The organism is Methylomicrobium lacus (genome assembly GCF_041897535.1).
GTDB lineage: Bacteria > Pseudomonadota > Gammaproteobacteria > Methylococcales > Methylomonadaceae > Methylomicrobium > Methylomicrobium lacus_A.
This window is the reverse complement of sequence record NZ_CP169217.1, coordinates 4,296,419-4,308,925: the sequence shown is the minus strand read 5'-3', so window position 1 is coordinate 4,308,925 and position 12,507 is coordinate 4,296,419. Positions and strand designations below refer to the sequence as shown.

The 12,507-nt window shown below is 56.3% G+C and carries 9 protein-coding genes and 2 pseudogenes; 6 read left to right on the top strand and 5 right to left on the bottom strand.

Annotation, left to right across the window (positions count from 1 at the left end; translation table 11 throughout):
* Positions 1-20 precede the first annotated feature (20 nt).
* Positions 21-701, top strand: coding sequence for a potassium channel family protein (locus tag ACEPPP_RS19260; protein ID WP_374088969.1), 681 nt, complete (start codon positions 21-23; stop codon positions 699-701).
* A gap of 31 nt (positions 702-732) precedes the next feature.
* Here the strand turns inward: ACEPPP_RS19260 and ACEPPP_RS19255 are convergent, their stop codons facing one another.
* Genes ACEPPP_RS19255 through ACEPPP_RS19245 form a run of 3 tightly spaced genes read right to left on the bottom strand, consistent with a single transcriptional unit; the run spans position 733 to position 5,359 of the window.
* Positions 733-2,229: a phytoene desaturase family protein gene (locus ACEPPP_RS19255; protein ID WP_374088968.1), complete on the bottom strand. Its 1,497-nt coding sequence runs from the start codon at positions 2,227-2,229 to the stop codon at positions 733-735.
* The gene (locus ACEPPP_RS19250; RefSeq protein ID WP_374088967.1) at positions 2,230-3,813 is read right to left on the bottom strand and encodes an aldehyde dehydrogenase family protein; all 1,584 of its coding nucleotides are present in this window, start codon (positions 3,811-3,813) and stop codon (positions 2,230-2,232) included.
* Positions 3,814-3,823: 10 nt separating this feature from the next.
* A complete protein-coding gene (locus tag ACEPPP_RS19245) occupies positions 3,824-5,359 on the bottom strand; it encodes a phytoene desaturase family protein (RefSeq protein WP_374088966.1) in 1,536 nt (511 codons plus the stop codon).
* 261 nt (positions 5,360-5,620) lie between these two features.
* Here ACEPPP_RS19245 and ACEPPP_RS19240 point away from each other — a divergent pair.
* From ACEPPP_RS19240 to ACEPPP_RS19225, 4 genes and pseudogenes are all read left to right on the top strand, one after another.
* Positions 5,621-5,929: pseudogene (locus tag ACEPPP_RS19240) on the top strand (transposase DNA-binding-containing protein); the annotation flags it as partial.
* A 62-nt stretch (positions 5,930-5,991) separates the two neighbouring features.
* A complete protein-coding gene (locus ACEPPP_RS19235; RefSeq protein ID WP_374088053.1) occupies positions 5,992-6,516 on the top strand; it encodes a helix-turn-helix domain-containing protein in 525 nt (174 codons plus the stop codon).
* The gene (locus ACEPPP_RS19230; RefSeq protein ID WP_374088051.1) at positions 6,455-7,216 is read left to right on the top strand and encodes a transposase; all 762 of its coding nucleotides are present in this window, start codon (positions 6,455-6,457) and stop codon (positions 7,214-7,216) included. Before ACEPPP_RS19235 ends, ACEPPP_RS19230 begins: the two co-directional genes overlap by 62 nt.
* A gap of 31 nt (positions 7,217-7,247) precedes the next feature.
* Positions 7,248-8,327, top strand: a pseudogene (locus ACEPPP_RS19225) (IS4 family transposase); the annotation flags it as partial.
* Between the two features lie 180 nt (positions 8,328-8,507).
* Here ACEPPP_RS19225 and ACEPPP_RS19220 read toward each other — a convergent pair.
* Together ACEPPP_RS19220 and ACEPPP_RS19215 are read right to left on the bottom strand one after the other, a co-directional pair.
* Complete coding sequence (locus ACEPPP_RS19220) at positions 8,508-10,922, bottom strand: FtsX-like permease family protein (RefSeq protein WP_374088965.1); 2,415 nt, start codon at positions 10,920-10,922, stop codon at positions 8,508-8,510.
* Positions 10,923-10,925: 3 nt separating this feature from the next.
* Positions 10,926-11,624, bottom strand: coding sequence for an ABC transporter ATP-binding protein (locus ACEPPP_RS19215; protein WP_374088964.1), 699 nt, complete (start codon positions 11,622-11,624; stop codon positions 10,926-10,928).
* Positions 11,625-11,798: 174 nt separating this feature from the next.
* Between ACEPPP_RS19215 and ACEPPP_RS19210 the strand changes: the two genes are divergently transcribed.
* The gene (locus ACEPPP_RS19210) at positions 11,799-12,368 is read left to right on the top strand and encodes an isoprenylcysteine carboxylmethyltransferase family protein (protein WP_374088963.1); all 570 of its coding nucleotides are present in this window, start codon (positions 11,799-11,801) and stop codon (positions 12,366-12,368) included.
* Positions 12,369-12,507: the final 139 nt, after the last annotated feature.

Genomic DNA, 12,507 nt, shown 5'->3' with positions numbered 1-12,507 from the left:
TTATCGGGAGCGAGCCCTGCATGCCTACACTGACGCGGCGTTCAAAGGCCGGCAATTACGCTTTCCTTCTATCCGGTCTGCTTATTCTTTTCTTGCTGATGCCTCTGCTAAGAACCATTCCTGCCTTGGCAGAGAATGCCTTGCTGATGCATATTGCCTTGCGGGTGGGCTACAGTGTCTTGATGCTGCTTGGAATATGGGGCCTGTCTCACGAAAATAATCGTTTCAGGTTCGGATTGGCGCTGGCTTTATTGACTGTTACCTTCACCACCATCAATATTTTTTATGACAGCATCGCGATCGAATTGTGCATAAGCGCGGCAGTGCTTTTGTTTTCCATTAGCAGCGCCGTCATTGCAGCCAAGCATGTGTTCGGAGGCACTCAGGTCGACCGCAACCTGCTCTTCGGAGCCATGTGCGTTTATCTGCTGATGGGGCTTATTTGGGCGATCCTGTACGGCTTGATCTTTCAATTTTGGCCAGGGTCGTTCAACGGTATCGAAGGAGTTGAGGGCAAGGCTCCGATGGATGCCCTGCTCTACTTCAGCTTTGTGACTCTGGCCAGCCTGGGCTATGGAGACATCACCCCCGTTGGGCCGCTGGCGCGAACACTTGCCTATCTGGAAGTGATCAGTGGACAGCTATACATTGCGATTATGTTGGCTGGATTGGTGGGACTTTTTTTGCACAATCGCAAATAACATGTCGTTTCCGTGGCTTCGAAGCACTTCCCTACCCCTGCCCCAAATCCGACAAAATCTTGTCTCGCACCAACTGCCCGGACAAGGTTACCATAGGCATGCCCCCCCCCGGATTGACGCTGCCGCCGACGAAATAGAGGTTTTTTAACTCGCTGCTGCGCTGCGGGGCTTTAAAGCCGAGGTTTTTCCACCGATCGGCAACAACGCCGTAAATCGAACCTTGATTCGAAAAGTAGCGGGCTTGAATCTCGTGCGGCGTCCAGTATTCTTCGGTCACGATGTGTCGGCGCAAGTCGCTCAGCCCCATCCGTTCGAGCTTTACCAGAACGCGTTCACGGAACGCTCGATAATCCTCCGCCGAAAGCGGGTTGCCGGTATCGAGATGCGGGATGTGCGGAAGAACCTTGATGATTTCACAACCGGCCGGGGCTTGTGCGGGGTCGGTTTTGCAGGGCGCGACGAGATAAACGGTCGGGTCGTCGGACAATTTATTGCGGTGAAACACGGCGTCGAAATGCTCGCGCGGTTTGTCCGAATAAAAGAAATTGTGATGCGCGAGTTGCGGATAGATGCGGTCGACGCCAAGGTGCAGCACGAGCCCCGAGCAGCTCGGTTCAAAGCGCCGCACCTTGTTCAGCGCAGCTTCCGAACTGTTCAGCAACTGCTTCATCGCCGGAATCACTTCCATGTTCGAGACGACCAGATCGGACGGCAACACCTCGCCATCTTTCAGACGGATCCCGGTCGCACGCGAGCCCTCCCGAGTGATTTCGGCGACCTCTGCATTCAAGCGAATGCGCACGCCGAGCTCCAGAGCAAGCCTCTCCAGTGCCTGCGCCAGTCCGTACATGCCGCCTTTGACGTACCAGAGACCGTATTCGAACTGGATGTGTGGCAGCAGGTTCATCAGTGCCGGCGCATCATAGGGCGACGAACCGACGTATTTGATGAAATAGTTCAGGATATCCACCAGCTTCGGATTAGAAATGAAGCGGCGGACACCCTGGTCCATCGAGCGGAACACATCGAAACCGAGCAGGCTGCGCAATGGTCCGTAAAAACTTATCAGGTCCCAGAAACTGTCGAGTCCCTTCGCAAAATAACCGGCTTCGGTCTCGGTGCAAAGTTTTTTCGAATAGGCAAGGAAGCGGGCGAATTCCGCGGCCACTTCGGGGCCGAGCTTGTCGAGTTCGCGCCGCATCGCCTCCGGCTCGGACATCAAATCGATCGTCGTGCCGTCCTCGAAGAAGTTGCGCCAGTGCGGTTCGACGGCTTGAATCTCGACATAATCCGACATCTTTTTGCCTGCGCGAGTGAACAGCGCTTCGAAGATATGCGGCATGGTCAGGATAGACGGCCCGAGATCGAAGGTGAAGCCGTCCTTGTAGAGAATGTTCAGTTTGCCGCCTACCTTCGCGTTTTTTTCGACCAGTTCGACGTCGAAGCCCTCGCTCGCCAGCGCTATCGCGGCGGAGAGGCCGCCGAGGCCGGCACCGATGATCACGATACGTTTATCTTGATTGTTCATTCAATTGTCCCGGTTCCATGGCAGCATCAGTCGCAGATTTTGCCATCTTTGCATCAGATCGAAGACCGAATACTCACGGAAAGCCTGCAACGCCGGCCAGTTGCGCCGGATACGCCGATACAGCGAACCTTCGCCGTAGACAAAATCCAGAAAGCCCTTGAAGTGTGCGTAGCGTTCTGCGTTGTAAGGAAACCAGTTCGGTTCCTTTGGTAGCCGGCTGCGGCAGATCAGGCCGGAGACCGGATAGGTAAAACTGCGCAGGCCTTCCGCGCCGTGGTAACGGCCAAATCCGCTCTTTTTGGCGCCGCCGAACGGCAGCCGCCCATGGCCGACATTTTTGAGCACATCGTTGATCGCCCAATTGCCGACCTGCAAGCGACTCGCGATCCGCCGCGCCTTGCGGATGTCACCGCTCCAAATGCTTGCGTTCAGGCCGAAATCATTGTCGTTGGCGAGTCGCAATGCCTCATCCTCGCCGCTAAACGGCATCACCGGCAGCAACGGCCCGAAAGTTTCCTCGCGCATCACCCGCATACCGTGATGCACATCCCAGAGCACCACCGGCTTCAGATAATTGCCTTCGCGCAGCAGCGGCCCCGAAGCCTTTGCGCCTTGCGCCAGAGCGTCGCGGTAATGTTCCTCGACGACAGCGATCTGGCGCGGCGACGTCATCGCGCCCAGATCGCCATCGAGACCCTGCCCGACCTTCAGATGTGCGGCCGCTTCGACCAGCATCTGCACAAATCCTTCGTAGCAGGCCTGCTCGACATACATCCGTTCGACTGCAACACAGGCCTGCCCGCTGTTACTGAAAGCGCCATACAATGCGGCGTCGCGGGCACGGTCGAGATCCGCGTCGGCAAAGACCAGCATCGGATCCTTGCCGCCCAATTCGAGCAGGACCGGAATCGGGTGCCGGGCGGCACGCTGCATCACCGCGCGGCCGGCGGCGAGCCCGCCGGTAAAAAACACTAGATCCGGTCCGGCATCGATCAGTAGTTCGCCGATCTGGCCGTCGCCGATGACAGCTTGCACCAACCCCGCCGGCAAATCCAGCCTGTCGAACAGATCGCCTATCAATGCTCCGACCGGCAGGCTTAACTCGGACATTTTAAAGATCACCGCATTGCCGGCAAACAGGGCGCTCAAGATTGGCGCGACGGTCAACTGGAAGGGATAATTCCAGGGTGAAATCACCGCGACGACGCCATAGGGACGGCGCTCTATGCCCGCGGTCGCCCCCGGAAAACCGAAGGGTGAGGTCGACACGCCGCGGTACCGCAAAATGCGCCTCGCATGTTTCTCGTAATAATTGGCCAGATCCAGCAAGGGGTAGACTTCGCCGAGCAAAGCCTCGGTTCCGACCTTTCCGGTAGAGCGCATAATTACATCGACGACTAAGTCCGCTTCGTCGAGCAAAATCCGGCTAAAACGGGACAATAACCGGACACGCCTCGTAACGTCAATACTCGACCAGGCTGCCGCCGCCGCACGTGCCGCATCCATCTGCCGCCGGATCGTTTCCGCGCTGCTCTTTTCAAATACGCCTAAGACTTGTCCGTCGACCGGCGAAATCGCCTGCATGGTCTCCATCTCAAGCCCTGGCTTTCTTCAGCCATAGGTTTTGCTTGATTTTCTTGAAGCCGACGCGGTGTTTTTTCGATATCAGATCGGACGAGATGCGCGCCGACTCGTAGATGGTCGGCAGACCGCTGCCCGGATGCGTACCGCCGCCGACCAGATAGCAGTTGTCGAGTTCCTCGAAACGATTGTGTGGGCGCCAATACAGCATCTGGCTGAATTTGTGCGCCAAGCTGAAGGTTGCGCCCTTGTAGACATGTTCGTCACGCTCCCAGTTAGCCGGCGTGATGATTTTTTCGCACTCGATATGACTGCGAATATCGGTCAGGCCGAGACGCCCGCCTAAAGCGTCCAAAATCTGTTCGCGCACGTTTTGGCAATGCGTCTCCCAATCGACGCCGCTGTCATTATTCGGCATCGGCACCAACACGTAAAGCGTCGACTTGCCGGGCGGTGCCAGACTGGAGTCGGAAATTGTGGCGTTCTGCACGTAAAACGAGAAATCCTCGGTCAGTTGCTTGTGGCTGAAGATATTGCGGATATTGGTGCGATAGTCTCTGGCGAAGACGATCGAATGATGCGGCAGATCGTACACCTTGTCCAGACCGAGATAGAGCATGAAGGTCGAACAGGAATAATCGCGCTTCTTCAGTTGCTCGGCAGCGTATTTGTGGAGTTGCCCCGGCGGCACCAGAGTCTCCATCGCATGCGCGAAATCTGCATTCACGATCACCTCATCGCCCCGGATTTCCTCCCCGTTAGTCAATTTCACACCTTTCACGCCGCCATTTTCAATGATCAAGGATTTTACAGGCGTACTGGTGTGCAACGAACCTCCGTTCTCCTTGATGACTTCGGCCATCGCGGCCGATATACGGTTCAAGCCGCCCGCGACATGATGGATACCGTAGTCGTGCTCCAGATAAGGCAGCATGGTAAACAGCGCCGGGCAATCCCAAGGCGACATGCCGAGATATTTCGATTGAAACGAAAATGCCAGGCGCATTTTTTCCTGATCGAAATATTGGCCGAGGTTGGAAAATACGCTCTTGGACAAGGCCAGCCAGGGTAGCGCGCGGATCAAATCGAGCGATAAAAAGGACGCAAGGGACGAATAATCCCGTGTAATGCAGGGATAGAGACGAAGGAAACGCTGTCTTTCGTTCTTAATGAAGCGGTCGTAACCTTCGCTGCCTTCCGCAAATACGCGCTCGAGTTCCGCGCGCATCCGCTCCGGGTCCGAATAGACCAACAGCTGCCGATCGTCATAGACCAGGCTGTACATCGGGTCCAGTTTCACGAACTCGACATAGTCTTCACTGCGCCGGCCACACAGTTCAAACATTTCATCGAGAACGCCTTTCATCAGCAAGAATGTCGGCCCGGTATCGAAGACAAAACCGTTCATCCGGATCGCCCGATTGCGTCCGCCAACCTCCTGGTTTTTATCGAAAATGGATACGTTGAAGCCGCGCTGACTCAACAGCATCCCCGCACATAGACCGCCCGGGCCTGCGCCGACAATGATGATATGTTTTGGTTTGGACATGAGGGCCTGCGGGTGACTGAGTCAAATAAATGGCGCACGGAGTGCCAATGTAACAGCAAAAGGCCAAAACACAATAAGGATTTCATCAAAAATAACTTCCACTTATGGTTCCCACGCTCTGCGTGGGGACCCTCTAAAGGACGCTCTGCGTCCCGAACCGCAGGAGCGGTTCAGGCGACATTCCCACGCAGAGCGCTCATCGTTATACACAAGTCTCCCAAAGACTAAACTACAAGGAAAGACAGGTTTTGGAGAACAGCAATGAGAAACTGGGCGCAGGAAGAAGTGCAAACCGCTGATCTGGAAGATCATCGGTTGAACAAGCGGTTAGCGTTGGTCTTGGAGAAACTGGGCCAGCACCCGCAACTGAGTATCCCGTCAGCATGCGGAGGCTGGAAGGATACGATAGGAGCTTATCGTTTCTTCGATAACGACAAGGCGACGTTCGAGAAGATACTGGCACCGCATCGAGACGCTACTGTCGAGCGCATGAAGAGTTGTCCGGCCGTGCTGCTGGTGCAAGACACCACTGAAGACGATGAGAACATTAGCTTGGGTCCCAAAGGGCTAGTACTACAAACCTAAAAAATGAAGGATAATAGCAAGCCCGAAAATCATCCCGCAAGGAAGCGATGCGCCCACTCACTCCGCTTATTTTGACGCAAGCCCAACAATCGACGCTGGAAGCCATTGTTCGAAGTCGGCAACTGCCGCACAGTTTAGTGCAGCGGGCGCGCATCGTCTTAAATGCGGGAGCCGGCCGTCGCAACAAGGCCAGCGCGCAGGGTCTGAACATCAAGGAAGAGACGGTCGGTTTGTGGCGTCGTCGTTGGCTGTCGGCCCAAGAGGCGCTGGCTGCCTGCGAAGATGATCCCGAACGTTTACGCCGGCAGATCGAGACGATTCTGGCGGATGCGGAACGTCCGGGTGCACCACAGACCTTCAGCGCCGAACAGGTCTGCCAACTGCTGGCGTTGGCTTGTGAAACGCCGCCTTCACCCTTGACGCATTGGACGCGCAAAGATTTGGCACGGGAAGCCGTTAAGCAAGGCATTGTCGACCGTATCTCAGCGACCAGTATTGGTCGTTTTTTAAATGCAGGGTCAGCTAAAGCCGCATCGAACGCGCTATTGGCTGAATCCCACCATCGACGATGAAGCCACCTTCCAGGTCAACGTCGAAGCGGTATGCGACCTGTATCGGCAAGCCCCGGCGCTGCATGCGCAAGGCATTCACGTGATCAGCATCGATGAAAAAACCGGCATTCAGGCCCTGGAGCGCATTCACCCCGCACAGCCCATGCAACCCGGACAGCCGGAACGGATCGAGTACGAATACCGGCGCCACGGCACCCAAGCCCTGATTGCCAACTTCGAGGTGGCAACAGGCAAGGTCATTGCGCCCACTGTTCAGGACACACGAACAGAAGCTGACTTTGTCGCCCACGTGCAGCAAACCGTCGCCACAGACCCTCAGGGGCAATGGCTGTTTGTGGCCGATCAGTTGAACACCCATAAATCCGCGACGCTGGTGGAATGGATCGCCAAAGCCTGCGGAATTGACGAGGACTTGGGCGTGAAAGGGGAACGCGGAGTACTACGGGATATGAACTCCCGCGCGGCTTTTTTGCAGGACGAAAGCCATCGCATTCGCTTTGTTTATACGCCCAAGCATTGCTCGTGGCTGAATCAGATCGAGATTTGGTTTGGCATTCTATCCCGTCGCTTGCTCAAACGGGCAAGCTTCACCTCGAGAGCAGATTTGAAAGGACGTATTTTTCAGTTTATCGATTTCTTCAATGAAACCCTCGCTAAGCCTTTTCGCTGGACTTATACCGGAAGGCCTCTGGTGGTTTAAAAATTATTCGGAGAATTTCCGGTGCGTTGTACTAGGTACCTTGAGGGACGTGGAAAAACGGTCGCACCGACTGCATCCGACCGTTGCCTTTACCCCATCGCGTATTTGTTTGGGGGTCGTGAAAGCCTCGTATTGGACGCGTGAAGCGCCCAGCCCGCGACAGCAACGGCGTAGTAAAGGTGTGGATGAGAAAGAAAGTTACCATTGGATCGAAAGCTATCAGGACAGCTGCGCGTTACAGGCGCAATTGCCAGAGACCTTGCTGGTCAATCTTGCCGATCGAGAGGGCGATATTTACGAATGGTTTGCCGAATACGAAGACTACGCACCCACCATGCGTGCCCAATGGATCGTCCGTGCGGCGCAAAACCGATGTCTGCTCACCGCGGAGAGCAGCATGAAACATCTGTGGGACGCCTTAGCCCAAGCCAAAGTACTGGGTTACACCAAGGTTAATGTGAAGCGGCGGCCAAATCGCGCGGCGCGTCTGGCTCATATCACGTTACGCGCCGCCAGGGTGACCCTCAAGCCGCCTGCTCGCGTGGGGTATCGACTGGCAGCGCTCACCGTCAATGTCGTACTCGCGCGCGAAGAGGCGCCGCCCCCCCGCGTGGAAGCGCTGGAATGGCTCCTGTTGACCAGTTTGCCGGTCGATAGTTTCGAGCGGGCCGCCACCGTGGTGGATTGGTACGCCGTGCGCTGGTGCATTGAAGTCTACTTCCATGTGCTGAAGAGCGGCTGCCAAATCAAGCGGCTACACCTGGAAACGGAAGCACGGCTACTGCCTTGTTTGGCCCTGTACATGGTCATTGCGTGGCGGGTGCTATTCACCCTGATGCTGGGGCGTGCCACGCCAGACATGCATTGCGAGATTATCTTCGACGCACAAGAGTGGCGAGCGGCTTATATTGTGGTTAAGCGCTGCCCGCCGCCGCTAACGCCACCTCGTTTGGGTGAAGTGATCCTCCTGATAGCGAGTTTGGGTGGCTATCTCGGACGTAAACACGATGGTCCTCCGGGCGCCAAAGCTATGTGGATCGGTTTGCAGCGCTTACGCGACTTTGTCATCGCCCTGGAGGCTCAGCAGCTTGTCTCTACGAGATGTGTATAACGATGAGCGCAGAGCGTGGGAACGATGAGGCAAGGTCTTATTGCACTGTCTTCGACTGAAGAGAACGGCAAAAAGTGATTTGTTCTAGTCAAAATTTATGACAACCGACGTCTTGAACCGTGGATCAAGGTCATCGCGGGTTGATTTTAGCTCCTGGTCAATAAGGGAGAAATAAGGCGTTTAATGTCCCAAGCATTCACGAATCGTCAAATTCGCCGCCTTGTGCGCCGGCCAGGAGGAAGCGAGCCAAGAGAGCGCAATAACGATGACAAGCCAGTAAACAACCGCTACCAGATCGAACGCGTAATCCAGTTGCATGCCGAGCATCGTTTTTCCCAATTCGCCGGCGATAGGCTCGGCGGCGAGAAAGGCCAGCGGCACGCTGAGCGCCCAGGCAACGATGCCGTGCAGGAGTCCTTCGAGCAGAAACAAGCGAAAGATCGCTTTGGACGGTGCGCCGATTGCACGCAGCACACCGATTTCGCGGATCCGCTGCAAAACCCCGATCGCGAGTGTTCCGGACAGGCCGATGACGCCCACCGCCGCGATCATCGAAGCCAGCCCGAGCAGGGTCCCAATCAGTGGGTTGAACTGATTGCGGGCGAAGCGGCGCTGTTCGAGTCTGGCTTGTGTCGTGTAAACGTCGAGTTTGATTTGCTTGTCTTCAAATTTTTGTTTTAACGCGCGGACATAATCGGCTTCTTCGGCCAGGGTCTCGATCGACGCGTCGAGCAAAGCGAACGAAGCCGCCTCGCCGCGCCCGGTAATGTCCCTCACCGTTTCCAGCGGCGCATAAACCGGTTCGACCGTATAATTTGAGCCCGCGAGCCAGCGGTAAAAGCCGATCACCTTCCATTTTTGGGTGATACTTTCCAGCCGGACATCCACCGCATCGCCGATTTTGATGCCGTTCAATGCGGCGGTATCGGCGCTGAGCACCAGCACGCGCTGACCGGCATCGGCGGCCTCAAGCCAGCGTCCTTGTTCTAGCAAAGGTCGGTACATCGCCGTTGCCGCGGGTAAAGCGAACAATTGCGCGCCGAGACTGCCCTGTTGTCGCAACGCGGCATCGCCTTTCGAGATGTCGATCGGCAGCCGCTGCCAGATTTCGACTCGCCGGCTTCCCGCGACCGACATGGCCACTTCGGTCACCTTTGGTTCGGGCTGATCGTTGGTAAAACCCAGGCGCACCGCATAGCGGCTGCGCACCATTTCATTGTCCAGCGTCAAATTGACTGACGCGATAAGACTCATCAAGATCAGAAACATCGCGCCGGCGATGATCAGTACACCCTGGGTCAACAGCAGCCGCCCCTTCCGGCGGAACAGGTTGCCCAATGCCGCCGCATACAGCGTCGGCAGAAAGCGCGCGCCGATGCGCTCCACCCAGCGGTCGAAACGGCGGGTCCCGAAACCGGAGCCCAGTCCGTAGCTGGCGATCGCTACCCGCACCGTCATCGACGCGCCGCGCAGTATCGGACCCAGTGCCGCCAGCAGCGGTGCGAAGAGGCCTCCCAGCAGCATGAAGGCAACGGCGCGGATCGAGACGTCGAAAACCCCGCAATCGATATTGAAAAGATTCAGCAGCCTGCACGAACTGAAATGAGCGGCGGCGAGGCTCGGCGGCACAGCCAATGCTACCGCGGCAACCGCCATCAGCAGCGTCTCGATCAGATAAAGCTTGGCGATCGTGATGGTGCTCCCTCCCAAGGCTTTCATCACGCCGATCTGGTCGGTTTGCTGGGCGATATGCGCGGAGAGCGTATTGAAGATCAACACACAGGCCAATGCCAGCGAGGCGAGTGCCATGATCTGCAATACGCCATTGATGCCGGCGAGAATGGGTCGCCCCCAGTGTTTGTCGGGGTCCTGTAATAAGGTCACGTTGACTCCGATTTTGTATTCTGCAAGCAGTACGCGGATGTCCTTGGCAACCGCACGCACGCTGTCGGTGCTGTAGGGTAGCGTGATATTCACCAGCGCCTGCCGGAAGGTGTTGGCCGGCAGGCCGAATTCGGCGGCCAGAGCGGAAGCGGCGAAAAAGTGCAGTTGCCCGCCAAAATTCGGTGGTTTGACGAAGGGATGGCGCACGATGCCGCCGAGCGTGAGAGCTTGTGTCCCGTTCAGCGTTTCCACTTCGACCCGGTCGCCGATCTGCAGCCCTGCATATTCCGCCGAGAGGCGTTCGACGGCAATGCCCTTGCCGGACGGCCAGCTGCCGGCAAGCAACGTCGTTCTGTCGAATTGCTGCGCCGAATAATCCGGACGGATGATCAAGGTACCCATGTTCCAGTCGGACTTTCCGGGAAGTCGGTAGCGAACGGTCAACGGCGTCATCGTATCAATGCCCGCCACGCCTTCAACGGCCCTGATCTTCCCGAGCAAGGAATTGTCGGCAGTGTTGCCGAGGATTAGATTGATATGCGAGGGTTGCGATTGCCGATGCGCGGCGTCCATCTTCGCAAGTTGCAGGTCGATCATACCGAACAGGGTGCCGACGCAGAACACTCCGGCCGCAATACTGCCGATGGCCAGAGCAGTGCGGGCTTTGACGAGCCAGAGGTCGGCCCAGATTTTGTTCCAGAGCGTATGCAAAGCTTAATGGGCGGACAGCCTGGAGTCGTCGGCGTGAATGCGGCCGGAGCGGATTTCGAGTTTGCGTGTGGCGGCCTCCGCGAGCGCTTCGTTATGGGTCACCATCACCAACGTCTTGCCCTGATCGCGAAGATGAGCAAACAATTCAAACACCGACGCGGCGGTCGCAGCGTCAAGATTCCCGGTCGGTTCGTCGGCGACGATCAAGGCCGGGTCATTGGCCAGGGCACGGGCAATCGCCGCGCGCTGCTGCTGGCCGCCGGAAACCTGGCTCGGCAGACGCTCCGCTTCTTCCGCAAGACCGACCCGTTCCAACAGCTGCATGGCTCTTTGCTTGCGCTGGCGTTTCGGCAGCGCGGCATGAAAATCCATCGGCAGAATGACGTTTTGCAGAAGAGTCAAGGCAGGCAGCAGCTGAAAAAACTGAAACACGATGCCGACATGACCTCCGCGCCAAGACGTCAGCTTTTCTCCACTCATTTTCTGTAAGCGCACGCCGTCGACGATCACTTCGCCACGGGTCGGGTGGTCGATGCCGGTCAAAAGATTCAGCAAGGTCGATTTGCCGTTGCCGGAAGGGCCGACGATCGCGACGAACTCGCCGACCAGGATGTCAAGGGTAATATCGTGCAAAACGGTTTGCAGCGTGCCGGCCTGCTGGTAATCCTTGTAAACGTTTTTCAATTCAATGATTTTTTTCATGGCCGGCAAACACGTGGGATTCGGTCAATTATTTTCCGTTTAATCGGTGCGAAAGCACGCCTTCGCAGAGCCGGCATCGCTATTATTTGCCGCATCCTTAGGAATTTAGGGCAAATCGAAGCGGAACCATTGTAACATGCTTGCTTGTTCCCAATATGAGCCCGGAGCGGATCAATGACATCAATACGCCTGTTATGGTTATTGCTTTGCCTCTTATGGATAGGCATGGAAATTCGCCTCCTGCGTAAAACACGGATCGACAAAAACATCGTGTCGGAGAGTGAGGAGCGCACACAGCTGATTTTATGGTTTACCGTCGCAACCGGCGTGTTCGCGTCGCTGCTGTTTAAATCGTTGGCTTTGACGCCGCTGCCGGTTCCGTATATTTACCGGCAACTGCTGGCACTACCGCTGTTTGCGGCCGGGCTTTGTCTGCGTTACAGCGCGGTCGGCTGGCTGGGCCGGTTTTTTACCACCCAGGTGACGATACAACACGACCATCATCTGATTGTCGAGGGCCCCTATCGTTGGGTGCGGCATCCGGCCTATGCCGGCTTATTGATCGCTCTGGCGGCGGCGGGAATCGCGATGGGTGATTTGCTGGCCTTGTTGGTCATCAGCATACCGGCGTATTTTGCGGTCAGTTTTCGCATCGGAATAGAAGAAAATTTACTCTTCCAGCAATTTGGGTCGGCCTATCTCGATTACTGCAAAACGACGCCAAGACTCCTGCCGTGGCGCTAGTTAGAGCGATCGATTTAGCGCACCCAAAGCGGTCTGCCGTCATTCATTGAATTGCTTATATTTCTCGTTATTTTCCATGCTGCGTTGCTTGATGGATTCCAATTTGCCCATTTTGCGTCTTGATTCAATTGCCCTCGTC